A 15,509-nucleotide genomic window follows, 5' to 3' on the forward strand; every position below is an offset into this window, starting at 1 on the left:
AAAGCGAGGTCGGCGCCGTCGGCCGCGGCCTTGGCCAGGCCTGCCACCAGCCCGCCCAGCGGGCCGGCCCCTTCCTGCTCATCGGTCACCCAGTGCACCCTGGACCGGTCGATGCCGGGTGCCGCGCGGTCCCGGATGTCGTCGATGCCGCGGAAGGCCGCCGACGTCGCACCGGCCACGACGAGCACCGGATCGCACCGTTGCGCGACGACCCGCACCACGCGGGCGAGCATCGGCTCACCCTCCCAGTCCAGTGCCGCCTTGTCGCTGCCCATCCGCCGCGAACGCCCGCCGGCCAGAACGATCGCCGCCAGTTTCGAACCGTCTGATCCCGTGTCTTGAGTCACAACACCCAGTGTGCGTGATCCATCACCTCGACGAGGCAAGATGGACATCATGAGCCATACCCCCGATGGTGGCCCCCGCGTCGACGAGCCCACCGATGTCCACCGCAAGCATGTGAAGACCTGGGCCGCCGGCGTACCCGCGGTGGCCGTGGCGCTCAAGCGCGGACTCGAGCAGATGGGCCCGGTGCGGACCGTGCAGACGCTCGTCAAACTCAACCAGCGCGACGGATTCGACTGTCCCGGCTGCGCCTGGCCGGAGACCCCCGGCCACCGCAAACACGCCGAGTTCTGCGAGAACGGCGCGAAGGCCGTCGCCGAGGAGGCCACCAAGCGCTCGGTGACCCCCGAGTTCTTCGCCGCCCACAGCGTCGAGGACCTCGCCACCCGCAGCGGCTACTGGCTCTCGCAGCAGGGCCGGCTGGCGCATCCGATGTATCTCGCCCCCGGCGACACCCACTACCGCCCGGTGAGCTGGGACGACGCCAACCGCATCATCGCCGACGAGTTCGCCGCGATGGCCTCCCCCGACGAGGCCGTCTTCTACACCTCCGGGCGGACCAGCAACGAGGCCGCCTTCGTCTACCAGCTGCTCGCACGCAGCCTCGGGACCAACAACCTCCCCGACTGCTCGAACATGTGCCACGAATCGTCGGGCGCCGCGCTCGGTACGTCCATCGGCATCGGCAAGGGGTCGGTGACCGTTCCCGACCTCGAGGCCGCCGACCTCATCCTCATCGCCGGCCAGAATCCCGGCACCAACCATCCACGGATGCTGGCCACCCTCGAGAAGGCCAAGAACAACGGGGCGCGGATCGTCGCGATCAACCCGCTGCCCGAGGCGGGCCTGATGCGGTTCAAGGACCCGCAGAAGATCGGCGGCGTCATCGGTGAGGGCACCAAACTCGCCGACGACTACCTCCAGGTCCGGCTCGGCTCGGACATGGCCCTGTTCCGGGGCGTCGCCCGACTGCTACGCGACGCCGAGCAGGCGAACCCCGGCACCGTCTTCGACCACGAGTTCCTCACCGGGTCGTGCGCCGGCACCGAGGACTACCTCGCCCTGCTCGACGACGTCGACATCGACGAGGTCGCCGCCATCACGGGACTGACGAGAGCCCAGATCGTCGACCTCGCCGACGCCGTACGGACCTCGCAGCGCATCGTGCTGTGCTGGGCGATGGGACTCACCCAGCACCGTCACGCGGTCGCGACGATCGCCGAGGGCACCAATGTGCTGTTGCTGCGCGGGATGATCGGCAAGGTCGGGGCCGGACTGTGCCCGGTGCGAGGCCATTCCAACGTCCAGGGCGACCGCACGATGGGCATCTTCGAGAAGATGCCCGAATCCTTCCTCGCCGCACAGGATGCCGAGTTCGGGATCGTCAGCCCGCGCGAGCACGGGTACGACACCGTCGCGGCGATCAACGCGATGGCCGCGGGCAAGGTGCGGGTCTTCATGGGGATGGGCGGCAACTTCGTCTCCGCCACCCCCGACACCGAGGCCACCGCAGACGCGCTGCGTCGCTGCGCCCTGACCGTGCAGGTGTCGACCAAGCTCAACGAATCGCATACCGTCACCGGTCGCGCGGCGCTCATCCTGCCGACGCTCGGACGGACCGACCGGGACGTCATCAACGGTGTGGCCCAACGTGTCTCGGTCGAGGACTCGATGTCGGTGGTGCACCTGTCCCGGGGCTCGCTGCCGCCGGTGTCGGCCGACCTGCGCAGCGAGGTCGCCATCGTCTGCGACCTGGCCACCGCCGCCCTCGGCGCCGATCATCCGGTTCCGTGGCAGGAACTCAAGGGGAACTACGACGCGATCCGCGATCGCATCGAACGGGTGATCCCGGGGTTCGAGGACTTCAACATCCGTGTCCGGCGCAGCGACGGTTTCGTCCTGCCGCATCCACCCCGCGACGACCGGACCTTCGACACCCCGAACGGCAAGGCCAACTTCGCGACGTATCCGCTCGAATGGGTGCACATCCCGGAGGGGCGTCTCATCCTGCAGACGCTGCGCAGCCACGATCAGTACAACACCACCGTCTACGGCCACGACGACCGCTACCGCGGGATCAAGGGCAACCGGCATGTGGTCATGGTCAGTCCCGCGGACCTCTCCGCACTCGGACTGCACGACGGCCAGCGCGTGGACATCGTGTCGGAGTTCGAGGGCGAGAACGGCCTCGAAGAGCGTCGCGTGCGCGGCTTCGAGATCGTCGCGTACGACACCCCGCAGGGCAACGCGGCCGCCTATTACCCGGAGACCAACCCGCTGGTGCCGCTGGGCTCGGTGGCGAAGGAATCCAACACCCCGGTGTCCAAGGCCGTGGTCATCCGGCTCGAACCGGCCTGACCCGCCGGACCTCAGGCGAGAGAACAGAATCCCCGCCCGGCGATCCGGGCGGGGATTCTCGTCGTCTACGAAGAGATCGCGTCAGGCGGTCTTGTCGCGGCGCTCGTCGTTCGAGGCCTTGCGCGGCACGATGGTCGGCAACACGTTGTCGCGCACCGTCTCACCGGTGACGACGACCTTCTCGACGTCGTCGCGGCTCGGGATGTCGTACATGACCGGCAGAAGTACCTCTTCCATGATGGCGCGCAGACCACGAGCACCGGTGCCGCGATGGATCGCCTGGTCGGCGACCGCCTCGAGGGCGTCCTGGGTGAACTCGAGTTCGACGTTGTCCATGTCGAACAGGCGGGTGTACTGCTTCACCAGTGCGTTCTTCGGCTCCGACAGGATGCTCACCAGCGAGTCCTTGTCGAGGTTGGTGACCGAGGCGACGACCGGCAGACGGCCGATGAACTCGGGGATCAGCCCGAACTTGATCAGGTCCTCCGGCATGACGTCGGCAAACTGATCGGTGGTGTCGACCTCGTCCTTGCTCGCCACATCGTTGCCGAACCCCAAGCCGCGCTTGCCGATTCGCTCGGACACGATCTTCTCGAGACCCGCGAACGCACCCGCCACGATGAACAGCACGTTGGTGGTGTCGATCTGGATGAATTCCTGATGCGGGTGCTTGCGACCGCCCTGCGGCGGCACCGATGCCTGAGTGCCCTCGAGGATCTTCAGCAGCGCCTGCTGCACGCCCTCACCGGACACGTCCCGAGTGATCGACGGGTTCTCGCTCTTGCGGGCGATCTTGTCGACCTCGTCGATGTAGATGATGCCGGTCTCGGCGCGCTTGACGTCGTAGTCGGCGGCCTGGATCAGCTTCAGCAGGATGTTCTCGACATCCTCACCCACGTAGCCGGCCTCGGTGAGGGCGGTGGCGTCGGCGATGGCGAACGGCACGTTCAGCATCTTGGCCAGCGTCTGCGCGAGGTACGTCTTGCCACAACCGGTCGGGCCGAGCATGAGGATGTTCGACTTCATCAGTTCGACGGTCTCACCCGTGCGGGAGTCCTTCTTCTCCCCCGCCTGGATGCGCTTGTAGTGGTTGTAGACGGCCACCGCGAGCGTGCGCTTGGCCGTGTCCTGACCGATGACGTACTTCTCGAGGAAGTCGCGGATCTCCGCGGGCTTCGGGAGTTCGTCGAGTTTCACGTCGCCGTTCTCGGCGAGCTCCTCCTCGATGATCTCGTTGCACAGGTCGATGCACTCATCGCAGATGTACACGCCTGGGCCGGCGATGAGCTTCTTCACCTGCTTCTGACTCTTCCCGCAGAAAGAGCACTTGAGCAGGTCGCCACCGTCTCCGATTCGTGCCATCTCGCGTAGTACCTACTTCCTCGTTGCCGGACTGTCGTCGTGGTCCGTCGCGTCGCGCGCAGTCGGGCACGGATGATCTGACGACCTCCGAATGCCCAGTAACCCGACGGTACCCGCGCACCGCTCGAACTTCGACCGATAAGGCCAAATGTCGCGACAGAAAATCCCCGCGACTTCTGTGCTGGTTGTGGGTTGTCGCTAGGACTTCTTCATCGACTTCTTGCGGTATTCGAAGACCTCGTCGATGATTCCGTATTCCTTGGCCGCGTGAGCGGTCAGGATGTTGTCGCGATCGGTGTCCTTGCGGATCTTCGCCTTGTCCTGGCCGGTGTGATTGGACAGGATCTCGTCGAGCCGGTCGCGGATGCGCTCGATCTCGGCGGCCTGGATCTCGAGGTCGGAGACCTGACCCTGGTAGGCACCGCCGGTGCGCGGCTGGTGGATCAGCACGGTCGCGTTCGGCAGGGCCGCACGCTTACCCGGGGTTCCACCGGCGAGCAGGATCGCCGCGGCCGAGGCCGCCTCGCCGAGGCACACGGTCACGATGTCGCAGTGGACGTACTGCATCGTGTCGTAGATGGCGAGCATGTCGGGCACGCTGCCGCCGGGCGAGTTGATGTACATGGTGATGTCGCGATCCGGGTCCTGCGATTCGAGGACGAGCAGCTGCGCCATCACATCGTTGGACACGACCTGGTCGATCGGCGTACCGACGAAGACGATGCGCTCCTCGAACAGCTTGGCGTACGGATCGTACTGGCGCTGACCGTTGGGGGTGTGCTCGATGAACGACGGCAGGATGTAGCGCGCCTCGATGTTCTTGAGCGCCAACGCCGACGCGGGGATACCGGCGGCGACCTCGGCGGGCATGCCGTCCAGGGAAAGGGAGTTGGTCATCTGTTGCTCCAAATGAGTAGGTGTGGCTCGAGGGTGGCTGGGTCGCGCGATCGACCGGGTCACTGACCCGGACGCGAGATCACCTTGTCGACGAAGCCGTACTCCTTGGCCTCTTCTGCGGTGAACCACTTGTCGCGATCCGCGTCGGCCTCGATCTTCTCGAGCGGCTGACCGCTGAACTCGGCGTTGAGCTTGTTCATCTCTTTCTTGGTGAGCGCGAACTGCTCGGCCTGGATGGCGATGTCGGCCGCGGTGCCGCCGATACCCGCCGACGGCTGGTGCATCATGATCCGCGCGTGCGGCAGGGCATGGCGCTTGCCCTTGGTGCCGGCCGCGAGGAGGAACTGGCCCATGGATGCCGCCATGCCCATCGCGTAGGTGGCGACGTCGCACTCGGCGAGTTGCATGGTGTCGAAGATGGCCATGCCCGCGGTGACCGAGCCACCAGGCGAGTTGATGTAGAGGTGGATGTCCTTGGTGGGGTCCTCGGCGGCGAGCAGCAGGATCTGTGCGCACAGCCGGTTGGCGATGTCATCGTCGACCTGGGTGCCCAGGAAGATGATGCGTTCGCGCAGCAGACGCTCGAACACCGAATCGGTCAGGTTCAACCCAGCCACACCCGAACTCATCGAGGGTGTGTGGATGGTCGGCTCACTCACGGGTTCCTACCTTTGCCTTGTTGTCATGACCTGTGCGCGCCGTCTCGGGCGTCGCACATGTTCTCTTCTCTGATGGCGTCCTCACCGACACTAACCAATCCACACCCACCGGCACTCCCGAGGACACGTCTATTCGCTGAGAGCAGAACGGGTCGTCACAGTGAACGGCGAATGCAGAACGGTGCACCCGACGCCGATCGCCGGCCCCCGCGAACGGGGACCGGCGATCGGTGATGCGTGGTGAGGTTCCGGGTCGACTCAGTTGTCGGCGTCGGCCGCCTCGTCCGACTCGGCGTCCTCGTCGTTGCCGCCGAAGAACTCGGCGGTGTCGACGGTCGCGCCCTTGGTGTCGGTGACGGTGAACTCGCCGACGATGCCGGCCAGCGACTTGCCGCGACGGACGTCGGCGTAGACCGCGCCGACCTGGTTGGCCTGGGTCAGCTGCTGGATGAACTCCTGCGGCTGCATGCCGTAGCGCTGCGCGGTGAAGATGATCTGCTGGGTCAGCTCGTCCTGGCTGACCTCGGTCTCCTGCTGATCGGCGATCGCGTCGAGGAGCAGCTGCTGCTTGACCGACTTCTCGGCCTCCTCGCGCGCCTCGGCGTCCCACTCCTCGCGGGTCTTGCCCTGCGCCTCGAGGAACTTCGCGACCTGCTCGTCGTCATGACCGAGAGCGTGGATGATCTGGTGCTGCTGACCCTCGATCTCCTCGGCGACGACCTTCTCCGGCAACGGGACATCGACGGTCTCGATCAGCTTCTCGAGCACGGCGTCGCGGATCTTGTTGGCCTGCTCGAGCTTCGCCGACTGCTCGACGCGCTCGGCCAGGCTCGCACGCAGCTCCTCGACGGTGTCGAACTCGCTGGCCATCTGGGCGAACTCGTCGTCGACCTCGGGGAGCTCGCGCTCCTTGACCGACTGCACGGTGACCTTGACCAGTGCCTCGTCACCGGCGTGGTCGCCGGCGACGAGCTTGGTGGTGAACTCCTTGCTCTCGCCGGCCTTCAGGCCGATGAGGGCATCGTCGAGTCCGTCGATGAGCTGGCCGGAGCCGACCTCGTGGGACAGGCCCTCGGTGGTGGCCTCCTCGACGGGCTCGCCGTCGACGGTGGCCTCGAGGTCGATCGACACGAAGTCGCCGTTCTCGATGCCGCGCTCGACACCCTTGAGGGTGCCGAAGCGGGCCCGCAGGCCCTCGAGCTGCTCGTCGACGGCGGCCTCGTCGATCTCGATGGCGTCGACCTCGACCGAGAGGGTCGAGTAGTCGGGCAGGGTGATCTCCGGGCGGACGTCGACCTCGGCGGTGAAGGTGACGGACTCGCCGTACTTCAGCTCCGACAGATCGATCTCCGGCTGGCCGATGGCCTTGGTCTCGGTTTCGGCGACGGCCTCCGAGTACTTGGCGGGGATGGCGTCGTTGACGACCTGCGCCAGGACCGAGTCGCGACCGACGCGGGCCTCGATCAGCTTGGCGGGCGCCTTGCCCGGACGGAAGCCGGGGATCCGGATCTGCTGGGCCAACGACCGGTATGCCCGGTCGAAGTCTGCGGACAGCTCCTCGAACGGGACCTCGACATTGAGCTTCACTCGGGTCGGGGTGAGTTGCTCGACAGTGCTCTTCACGCCTACTGCTCCTTATATCTGCGGTGGTGATGAAAGTTCGGTTTCGGGTGGTGTGCCCCCGTGACCCACACGGCCACAATCGACAAGTCGGGATGACAGGATTTGAACCTGCGACCCTCCGCTCCCAAAGCGGATGCGCTACCAAGCTGCGCCACATCCCGCGGTCCTGCGCACGCGGTGGAGGCCTCACGGCCGACCGCGCATCAGGGCCAACAGAAGATAGTACGTGGCGCCTGTTGCGACGCGACCAACGGGTGCCGGACGCAGCGCCACCCATCCCGATTTAGAAATCCGGCGCGCCGCCATGTACAGTCACTCATCGCACGCGGGTGTAGCTCAATGGTAGAGCCCTAGTCTTCCAAACTAGCTACGCGGGTTCGATTCCCGTCACCCGCTCCACCACAGTCCTCGATCCCGGTCGAGGACACGACCCGACCCTGGTCCGTCGAAAGACGAACGGACCAGGGTCGTTTCGTTTCTCCGGCCGGTCAGCTACCGCGGATCACGGCAGACCTCAGAATTCGAAGAACGGGAAGCCGTCGCCGAACTCGTAGAAGTCGTACGGATAGTCGTAGAACGGCGGGAGTTCCGGCAGTGGCGGTGTCGTCGGGGTTTCCTTCAGCGGACCGTTCTCCCCCGGACCCGTCGAGATGACGGGTGGCGGACACGGAGCTGTCTGCCCGTTGGCGATGGGCATCGTGCATGGTGCGTCGGCGCTCGCAAGTGCCGCGCCACCGAAAAGCCCGGCGGTGGCGGTGGCGACAGCGAACGTCAAGGTGGTCAAGGGTCGGTTCATTGCTCTCGGTCTTCCATTCGCAGACGTCAGCACCCCCCTCCGCGCGGAAATGTCTCCCGACCTGCGTGCACTCTCGTGCACGCGCCCTCTCCTTCCCGGGTGCCGACATATACGTTCCTCCGCCCGGCAGCCATGTTTGAGCAGTTCGCGAAGCCGAAACCTAGCTGTGACCCACGACACACTCGCGTAGGGTGGGTGCATGCCCTCTTCACACACGAAAACCCAGCGAAAGTGTCAGACCTGCGGCGCGCCGCTCTATATACGCAGGGACGTCACCGAATCCGAGACGGGACTCGAACGCGTCGACGTCATGCTCGTCTGTCGCGACGAGGCATGTGCGCAGCCCGTGCGACACGTGCGCACGGAGCACCCGCAACCTGCCTGATCCCCGACGCCCCAGTGGGACAACCGATCCTGTTGACATCGCCACAACTGGGGCGATGATGTACGCCAATGAGATGATCGGCGCAGTATGTCATCCGAGTGTGACTACCGTCACACGAGCTATGGTCGATGCGTTCACCACGGCTTTTTGCCAGCTCGCACCCCCCGTTCGCGATCGTGGCGCCGATGAGACGTCCGCACTCCTTGGCCGCTAGACAACGGTTGTGTAACGATGGATTAGCGCTTTCAGATGTAATGCGCGAGATATTCATCGAACCGAAGGTACGACTAGTGCAGACCAACAAAGTGCCGACCTCGCGGTCTCGTCGACGCTCCACTCGACGCCTCAGCGGGATCGTCGTCGGCGTCCTGGCCATGGCTCTCGCCCTCCCCGGCGTTGCGAACGCTGCACCCGTCACCGTGATCCCGGGCCTGCCGCCGGTCGAGATCCCTGTGATCCCCGGACTGCCGACGCCGCCGGCACCGAGCACCCCGAAGGCCCCGGAGCCGCCGTCGAGCAGCACCACCCCGGAGAAGCCCGCGGGTCCGGCCATCCCGAACGTGAAGACCCCGACCGGGTACATCGCCCTGGCCGACGACAACACCCACACCATCACCTGGTGGAAGAACGGCGAGGTCGTCAAGACCATGCCGATCTCGATGGGTTCGGACAAGCACCCGACCCCGAACGGTGTCTACTACACCAAGGAGAAGTACCGCGACATGTACATGGACTCGTCCACGTACGGTGTGCCGGTCGACTCCGCCGAGGGCTACCGCACCTACGTCGAGTACGCGACCCGCATGTCCTGGGACGGCATCTTCATCCATGCGGCGCCGTGGTCCGTCGCGCAGCAGGGCAACAGCAATGTGAGCCACGGCTGCATCAACGTCACCACCGAGTTCGGCAAGTGGGTCTACGACAACGTCCCGCGCGGAACCCCGATCGTGGTCCGCAACACCATTGGCGGTCAGTTCCAGGGCGACTGACCTCCGCGACATCCGACCTCGAAGGCCGGTCACCGACACGGTGACCGGCCTTCGTCGTCGAAGCGGTTGATCGTCACGCAGCGCGGACGTCATCCGCGGGATCAGCAGCGAGTGTTGTGAACGTCGCCTGCACCTGCAACCAGCCCGCGATCACCTGGCATCCGGTCGATGCGGGATCGGTCACGGAACCGCGCCGGTACGGCTCGTGCCGGTACGAGGTGTGGCGTCCGCCCGGCGAATTCGTCCACACGACACCGAGGAACCGGATCATCGACGGCAGGTAGCAGCGGATCTCCCACCACGCCGATGCGAGTCGGTGGACGTCTCGCCGCCACTGCGACGGGCGCACCGCGGTGCGGCGGGCGTTCTGGAAGGCGTTGCGGCGCAGCACCCCGAATGCACTGCCTCCCCAACGACCCAGCGCAGCGAACGTCATCGCCCGTGTCAGGTCGGCGATGTCGCGGACGAGGGAATCGGCACGCGCGTTGCAGATCATGTCGTCGGGAGCGCCCACCCACACCACGGGCAGGCCTGTCGGTAGCTGTTCACCGGGACCCGCGACACCCCATCCGTCACAACCGGGTATGACGCCCGCCGGCTGGTGCGGGTCAGCGACGAGTCCGACGCCCAGTACTCGCCCGACGACGTGATGACGGCGTGTCCCCAGCTCGGCTAGCGCCGCCCGGATCACCACGGCTCCTTGCGAATATCCCAGCAACGCCACCGGCCCCGTGGTCCGCTCGAGCAGCTCGGACAACCGCCGGGCGCCGATCGCGACACTGTCGGCGAAGCTCATGCCACCGGGATGGGGCGCCGGGCCGTAACTGGCCGGATAGGCGACCCAGCGACTGGAGAATCGATCGTCGAGTTCGTCGGCCACCCCCGCGAGGAGTCCGGTCACCTCGGTGCGGACATCACCCGGGTACGACTCACCGGTTCCGCCGACCACGAGGACAGTGATCTCCGGCTGGTCGGCGTCGCCGAGGACGTCGTGCAGGGCCTGCTCGTCGCTGTACACCTCATCCATCGTGACGACCGCACATGTGAGCGGACGTCAGACGACGCTGTGGGTTCGCTGAGATCGGCGGCGGGAGCTCGCGACGAACGGACGTCAGAAGGTGGCGCCGGGCGGCGGCTTGGCGACGTAGTCCGCGGTTTCGATGATCGCGATGAAGAAACCGCTCCCCTCGATCACGTTCGCGCTGTGGGTCAGGCCGGCCGGGATGTAGATGCTCGCCGGCGCCTCCACCACGTACGACTCGTCGCCCAGGGTGATCTCATAGACCAGGTGGTCGAGCGAGAGCAGGATGTTGATTTCGGGGCAGTCGTGCACGTGGGGTTCACAGTAGTCCCGGGTCGCGGCCGAGACGGCTCGCATCTCGTGAGCGACGACGCGCTTCTCGGCCTCGGGGAACAGATCACCGCCGGTGAGGACGCGTCGGGTGATCGGCGCGTCGGATGCACCGTGGAACGGCACGTCCTTCAGCGGCGACACCTCCCCGCGCGAGATCAGACCGGCATGGAGACGGGCTTCCTCGGCGATCGACACGCTACCCCCACAGATTGCGACGCGGATGCCATGCATCCCGAACTACCGCGATGTTACTGAGGTTCGCCTATCCATACATCAATTGAGGGGATCGTCACTCCTGGCAAACCGGACACCAGTAGAGCTTCCGGGCCTCGAGTTCGGCGAGCAGGACCGGGGTGCCACAGATCCGACACGGCTCTCCCGCCCGGCGGTAGACATAGGTCCGCGGACGGTTCGCGGCATACGCCGGCGCCCCGTGGTCGTCCTCGGGACGGATCACATGGATCCGTCCGCGGCGCACACCGACCTTCATCAGTGCCACCAGGTCGAGCCACATCTCGTCGAATTCGGTTCGGAGAAGGCGTTTTCCGGGCCGCATGGGGTCGATTCCGGCACGGAAGAGGACCTCGGCGCGATACACGTTCCCGATGCCCGCGATGACCTTCTGGTCCATCAGCAGCGCGCCGATCGGACGCGAGGACCGGGACATCGCCGCCCAGGCGCGCTCCGGGTCGGCGTCGCGGCGGAGGGGGTCGGGACCCAGACGGGCGATCAGCGCGTCGAGGTCGACGGGGTGGTAGATCTCACACGCCGTCGGTCCGCGCAGGTCAGTGCCGGTGTCCTCGGTTTCGATACGCAGCCTGACCTGTCCGACGGGCTCGGGCAGCGGCGCCGTCAGTTCGGTGAAGGCGCCGTAGAGGCCGAGGTGGATGTGCACCATCTGCTCGGTACGACCGTCGCGATAGCGGTGGAGCAGATGTTTACCCCACGCCTCCGCGGCGTGGAAGGTCATCCCGTCCACGGCGGCCGCACCGTCGGCGAACCGTCCCTGGGGGCTGGTCACCCGGACCCGGCGGCCGCCGAAGAGTCGCTGTTGCCGGCGGGCGAGCCGGTGCAGTGTGTGACCTTCGGGCACCGATCAGGCCGGCGGCTGCGGGACCTCGGGGGCCACGCCGGTGCGCTCGTACTCGGCGAGGATGTCGATGCGGCGCTGGTGGCGCGGCTCATCCGACCACTCGGTGGCCAGGAAGGCGTCGACGATGGCCAGGGCTTCCTCGGTGGAGTGCATGCGGCCGCCGATGCCGATCAGTTGTGCGTTGTTGTGCTGGCGCGCGAGCTGCGCGGTCTCGACGCTCCAGGCCAGGGCGCAGCGGGCACCGGGCACCTTGTTCGCGGCGATCTGCTCGCCGTTGCCGCTGCCGCCGAGGACGATGCCCAGGCTGCCGGGATCCGCGACGGTCCGGGCCGCGGCGTCGATGCAGAATGCCGGATAGTCGTCGAGGGCGTCGTAGACGTGGGCGCCACAGTCCACCACCTCGTGTCCGTTCGCCTTCAGATGGTCGGCGATCTGGTTCTTGAGTTCGAATCCGGCATGGTCGGCACCGAGATAGACACGCATGGCGCCACTATAGATTGAGGGCGTGGACACGCCTGCGCCCATCCCCCGAGCGTTGCCGAACCCGATCCCGAACGTGCCCGGGGTCGCCGACCCGCTCCCGGAGACACCTCCCGACCCGTCACGACGCTGGCTTCGCGCTGCTCGTTTCGCCGCACGCCCGCAGCTGCATCCGTGGGAGATCCCCGTCCTCGTCCTCGTCATCCTCACCACGACGGTGGGATACGCGGCGATCGTGGTCCTCGTCGCCCTCGGCATGTTGGACCAGATCCTGTTGGCCGCCTTGGCATTTCCGTTGGTGTTGTTCGTGATCCGCGGTCTCACCTATGCGACGCCGCGCGTGAACGGCGTGCAGATGACGCCCACCCAGTTCCCGGACGGTTACCGGATGCTGGTCGAGGCCGCCGCCCGCTACGGACTGGAGTACGTACCCGACGCCTACGTCGTACTCGGGAACGGGCAGATCAATGCCTTCGCCTCCGGCCACGGATTCCGGCGGTTCGTCGTCGTCTACTCCGACCTGTTCGAGGTCGGCGGCGCCGCTCGCAGTCCCGAGGCCCTGGAGTTCATCATCGGCCACGAGGTCGGGCACATCGCGGCCGGTCACACGTCGTACTGGCGTCAGCTGGCGACGGTCCTCGGTACCAGCATCCCCCTGCTCGGCAGCGCACTCTCACGAGCGCAGGAGTACACCGCCGACAACTACGGCTACTACGCGAAGCCGGCGGGCGCTCCGGGCGCGATCGGCGTCCTGGCCGCCGGCAAGTACATGCTGTCCGCGGTCGACTTCGACGAGTTCGCCGACCGCGCCACCCACGAACGCGGGTTCTTCGTGCACCTGGTGAACGCGATCTCGACCCACCCGGTCCTCACCTGGCGCGCGGCCGCGCTCCGCAACCGGACCCGGGCCGGCGCGATGCTGCTGCGGCCGCGCCAGATCGTGCGCGACATCGGCAGCGGCAACGTCGTGGCCGTGCCACCACCGGCGCACCCGGCGACGGTCCCGCCCGGTTCGCTCCCGAACGGCATCGAACCCCCGCCCAGGTTCTGAGCGGAGGTTCGACGCAGCGGCTTCGCGGGAGGCGAATCAGACTGTGGTTCAGTCGAACTGGGGTTCTTCGGTGCGACTGCGCTTGAGCTCGTAGAAGTGCGGGTAGGACGCGAGTGCGAGCGCCCCGTCCCACACCTTGCCGGCGTCCTCGCCGCGCGGGATGCGTGACAGCACCGGGCCGAAGAAGGCGACACCGTTCACGTGGATCGTCGGGGTGCCGACGTCGTCGCCGACCTTGTCCATGCCCTCGTGGTGGCTCTTACGGATGGCCTCGTCGAACTCCTCGGAGTCGGCGGCCTCCGCCAGCGAGGCGTCGAGCCCGAGTTCGGCGAGCGCGCCCGCGATGACCTCGTCGAAGTCCTCGATCCCCTCGTTGTGGATGCGGGTGCCCATCGCGGCGTAGAGCGATGCGAGGATCTCGTCGCCCTTCCCCGCGGCCGCGGCGGCGATCACCCGGACCGGCCGCCACGCGTTCTTCAGTGCCTCGCGGTACTCGTCGGGGATGTCCTTGCCCTCGTTGAGGACGGCCAGGCTCATGATGTGGAAGTTCACGTCGATCGGCCGGACCTTCTCGGCCTCGAGGATCCACCGGGAGGTGATCCAGCACCACGGGCAGAGCGGATCGAACCAGAAGTCGACCCGATCGGTGGTGGACTGGCCCTGCTCTGACATCGTCGACGTCCTCTCAGAAGTGGTGATCGATCTCGACCGTACCGGCGGCACCGTCAACCGTGCTCAACATCGGCACGGGCCTGGCTGTTCCCGGTTTGTGATGTGAGCGGCGAAATTCTGCGCCGGATCCGGTTACCGTTCGTTGAGAGGGTCACCGCGCGGATCCGCCACCGTTCTCGGGAAGGAAACGTCCATGTCGTCGACGCCTCACGATCCGGACTCCGGTCCCGGTCCGGCGGGCGGGCGGGCGAACCCCAGGGGCCTCCGGGCCGAGCAGATCGTCCGGGCGGCGACGACCCTCTTCCAGGATGCCGGGTACCGCAACGTCAGCATCGAACAGATCGGTGCCGCGGTAGGTCTCACCGGGCCCGCGGTGTACCGCCACTTCCCCGGAAAGCACGACATCCTCGTACAGGCGCTGCTGACCCAGGTCGATCTGGTGGACGATCTGGTCCGCGAGGCCGACGCATACGGCGAGACGCCGCAGGCCCAGCTGTGGCGGTTCCTCGATCGTCTCGGCGACCAGACCACCAACCACGACGTGTCGATCCTCTGGCGCCGCGAGCAACGGCACCTGCACCCCGCCCAGCTCGCCGACATGCGGGTCTATTTCACGAAGTTCGGCGACTACATCGCCGACAAGGTCGCCACTGTGAGACCCGACCTGCCGGCCGTCGACGCCCGTCTGCTCGGATTCGCCGTCCTGAGCCTGTACTCCAACACCTCGGTGATCCGCGGGACGATGCCGCCGGCGCACGTGATGCAGATCCAGCGGGCCGTCGCCCGGTCGATCGTCGGCTGCCAGCTGCCCGCGCCCGGACCCGATGCCTCACCCCCGACGCCGGCCACCCGACGCCCCGCCGATCGGCACGAGCGCATCCTCGACGCGGCCACCGCCCTGTTCGCCGAGCGGGGATTCCACGACGTCCGGATCGACGACATCGCGCGGGCGGCCGACATCTCGGTCGCCACCTTCTACCAACAGATCCCGGGCAAGACCGAGGTCTTGCGAGCGATCCTGGTCCGCGCCCTCGAAGGCGTTCTCTTCCTCACGACCCACGCCCTCGACGGCGTCGAGCCCCGCGACGCCCTCGACGTGCTCATCTCACTGCACGTGCGGCAATCGCTCGGTGTGCACGGACGGATCATCCCCATCTTCACCCGCGACCTCGTCTACCTGCCCGAGGCCGACCAGAATGCGCTGCGTGCCGCCCAGCGCGCGTACATCGCCGAATGGGCCGTCGCCATCCGCGCCCGGTCGCCCGAGCTGTCCGAGAGCGACGCCGCAGGTCTCACCCGCGCGTTCATCGGGGTGTCCGGCGACGTCGTGCAAGTGCCGGAACTGCGCGCACGACCGGGGATCTCCGCAGCGCTCGCCGCCCTCGCGACAGCGATCCTGCAGCCCGCCGATCTGCTGTCGGACGGCTGAGCACCGCCCTTCTCGA

General features: G+C 66.8%; 16 protein-coding genes and 2 tRNA genes. 6 read left to right on the plus strand and 12 right to left on the minus strand.

The features are described from left to right. Window positions 1-347 (minus strand): molybdenum cofactor guanylyltransferase (gene mobA / locus GOALK_RS16655; RefSeq protein ID WP_040004312.1); only part of this gene is annotated, 347 nt, incomplete at its 3' end. 49 nt (window positions 348-396) lie between these two features. Between mobA and GOALK_RS16660 the strand changes: the two genes are divergently transcribed. Beyond that, window positions 397-2,703 carry an FdhF/YdeP family oxidoreductase gene (locus tag GOALK_RS16660; RefSeq protein WP_006360015.1) on the plus strand — a complete coding sequence of 769 codons (2,307 nt, stop codon included), beginning with the start codon at window positions 397-399 and terminating at the stop codon, window positions 2,701-2,703. Window positions 2,704-2,784: 81 nt separating this feature from the next. Here GOALK_RS16660 and clpX read toward each other — a convergent pair whose 3' ends face one another. From clpX to GOALK_RS16685, 5 genes are all read right to left on the minus strand, one after another. Continuing rightward, window positions 2,785-4,065 carry an ATP-dependent Clp protease ATP-binding subunit ClpX gene (gene clpX / locus GOALK_RS16665; protein WP_006360016.1) on the minus strand — a complete coding sequence of 427 codons (1,281 nt, stop codon included), beginning with the start codon at window positions 4,063-4,065 and terminating at the stop codon, window positions 2,785-2,787. A gap of 198 nt (window positions 4,066-4,263) precedes the next feature. Next, entirely contained in the window at window positions 4,264-4,962 is a 699-nt protein-coding gene (locus GOALK_RS16670; protein ID WP_005198934.1) for an ATP-dependent Clp protease proteolytic subunit, read from the minus strand. Window positions 4,963-5,021: 59 nt separating this feature from the next. Continuing rightward, complete coding sequence (locus tag GOALK_RS16675; RefSeq protein WP_006360017.1) at window positions 5,022-5,621, minus strand: ATP-dependent Clp protease proteolytic subunit; 600 nt, start codon at window positions 5,619-5,621, stop codon at window positions 5,022-5,024. 258 nt (window positions 5,622-5,879) lie between these two features. Further along, window positions 5,880-7,244, minus strand: coding sequence for a trigger factor (gene tig, locus GOALK_RS16680; RefSeq protein ID WP_006360018.1), 1,365 nt, complete (start codon window positions 7,242-7,244; stop codon window positions 5,880-5,882). 87 nt (window positions 7,245-7,331) lie between these two features. Continuing rightward, window positions 7,332-7,405, minus strand: a tRNA-Pro gene (locus GOALK_RS16685). 164 nt (window positions 7,406-7,569) lie between these two features. Here GOALK_RS16685 and GOALK_RS16690 point away from each other — a divergent pair. After that, a tRNA-Gly gene (locus GOALK_RS16690) sits at window positions 7,570-7,643 on the plus strand. Between the two features lie 115 nt (window positions 7,644-7,758). Here GOALK_RS16690 and GOALK_RS16695 read toward each other — a convergent pair. Continuing rightward, window positions 7,759-8,028: a hypothetical protein gene (locus GOALK_RS16695; RefSeq protein ID WP_230461801.1), complete on the minus strand. Its 270-nt coding sequence runs from the start codon at window positions 8,026-8,028 to the stop codon at window positions 7,759-7,761. A 211-nt stretch (window positions 8,029-8,239) separates the two neighbouring features. Here GOALK_RS16695 and GOALK_RS24670 point away from each other — a divergent pair, with 211 nt between their 5' ends. Beyond that, on the plus strand, window positions 8,240-8,425 hold the full coding sequence (locus tag GOALK_RS24670) for a hypothetical protein (protein WP_006360020.1): 186 nt from the start codon (window positions 8,240-8,242) through the stop codon (window positions 8,423-8,425). A 254-nt stretch (window positions 8,426-8,679) separates the two neighbouring features. Beyond that, window positions 8,680-9,414, plus strand: coding sequence for a L,D-transpeptidase (locus tag GOALK_RS16700; protein WP_281430766.1), 735 nt, complete (start codon window positions 8,680-8,682; stop codon window positions 9,412-9,414). Window positions 9,415-9,487: 73 nt separating this feature from the next. Here GOALK_RS16700 and GOALK_RS16705 read toward each other — a convergent pair whose 3' ends face one another. The 4 genes from GOALK_RS16705 to GOALK_RS16720 form a co-directional block, all read right to left on the minus strand. Beyond that, window positions 9,488-10,441, minus strand: a complete 954-nt coding sequence (locus GOALK_RS16705) for a PE-PPE domain-containing protein (protein WP_006360022.1) — start codon at window positions 10,439-10,441, stop codon at window positions 9,488-9,490. An 84-nt stretch (window positions 10,442-10,525) separates the two neighbouring features. After that, on the minus strand, window positions 10,526-10,963 hold the full coding sequence (locus GOALK_RS16710; protein ID WP_035754078.1) for a cupin domain-containing protein: 438 nt from the start codon (window positions 10,961-10,963) through the stop codon (window positions 10,526-10,528). A gap of 94 nt (window positions 10,964-11,057) precedes the next feature. Then, window positions 11,058-11,861 carry an Fpg/Nei family DNA glycosylase gene (locus GOALK_RS16715; RefSeq protein WP_006360024.1) on the minus strand — a complete coding sequence of 268 codons (804 nt, stop codon included), beginning with the start codon at window positions 11,859-11,861 and terminating at the stop codon, window positions 11,058-11,060. Between the two features lie 3 nt (window positions 11,862-11,864). Next, window positions 11,865-12,344 (minus strand): ribose-5-phosphate isomerase, encoded by a 480-nt coding sequence (locus tag GOALK_RS16720; protein WP_006360025.1) that lies wholly within the window; start codon window positions 12,342-12,344, stop codon window positions 11,865-11,867. Window positions 12,345-12,366: 22 nt separating this feature from the next. Here GOALK_RS16720 and GOALK_RS16725 point away from each other — a divergent pair, with 22 nt between their 5' ends. Then, window positions 12,367-13,392: a M48 family metallopeptidase gene (locus GOALK_RS16725; protein WP_006360026.1), complete on the plus strand. Its 1,026-nt coding sequence runs from the start codon at window positions 12,367-12,369 to the stop codon at window positions 13,390-13,392. A gap of 48 nt (window positions 13,393-13,440) precedes the next feature. On the opposite strand, the gene GOALK_RS16730 is transcribed toward GOALK_RS16725, so the two are convergent. Next, window positions 13,441-14,064 carry a DsbA family oxidoreductase gene (locus tag GOALK_RS16730; protein WP_006360027.1) on the minus strand — a complete coding sequence of 208 codons (624 nt, stop codon included), beginning with the start codon at window positions 14,062-14,064 and terminating at the stop codon, window positions 13,441-13,443. A 193-nt stretch (window positions 14,065-14,257) separates the two neighbouring features. Here GOALK_RS16730 and GOALK_RS16735 point away from each other — a divergent pair, with 193 nt between their 5' ends. Beyond that, window positions 14,258-15,493, plus strand: a complete 1,236-nt coding sequence (locus tag GOALK_RS16735) for a TetR/AcrR family transcriptional regulator (RefSeq protein WP_006360028.1) — start codon at window positions 14,258-14,260, stop codon at window positions 15,491-15,493. The last annotated feature ends 16 nt before the right edge of the window (window positions 15,494-15,509 follow it).

This window comes from Gordonia alkanivorans NBRC 16433 (assembly GCF_000225505.1).
In the GTDB taxonomy this organism is placed as follows: Bacteria; Actinomycetota; Actinomycetes; order Mycobacteriales; family Mycobacteriaceae; genus Gordonia; species Gordonia alkanivorans.

Coding starts and splice junctions, on each gene's coding strand:
- GOALK_RS16730 (WP_006360027.1), bottom strand. CDS start 14,064: ATGTCAGAGCAGGGCCAGTCCACCACCGATCGGGTCGACTTCTGGTTC.
- GOALK_RS16720 (WP_006360025.1), bottom strand. CDS start 12,344: ATGCGTGTCTATCTCGGTGCCGACCATGCCGGATTCGAACTCAAGAAC.
- clpX (WP_006360016.1), bottom strand. CDS start 4,065: ATGGCACGAATCGGAGACGGTGGCGACCTGCTCAAGTGCTCTTTCTGC.
- GOALK_RS16735 (WP_006360028.1), top strand. CDS start 14,258: ATGTCGTCGACGCCTCACGATCCGGACTCCGGTCCCGGTCCGGCGGGC.
- GOALK_RS16660 (WP_006360015.1), top strand. CDS start 397: ATGAGCCATACCCCCGATGGTGGCCCCCGCGTCGACGAGCCCACCGAT.
- GOALK_RS16705 (WP_006360022.1), bottom strand. CDS start 10,441: ATGGATGAGGTGTACAGCGACGAGCAGGCCCTGCACGACGTCCTCGGC.
- GOALK_RS24670 (WP_006360020.1), top strand. CDS start 8,240: ATGCCCTCTTCACACACGAAAACCCAGCGAAAGTGTCAGACCTGCGGC.
- GOALK_RS16700 (WP_281430766.1), top strand. CDS start 8,680: ATGCGCGAGATATTCATCGAACCGAAGGTACGACTAGTGCAGACCAAC.
- GOALK_RS16670 (WP_005198934.1), bottom strand. CDS start 4,962: ATGACCAACTCCCTTTCCCTGGACGGCATGCCCGCCGAGGTCGCCGCC.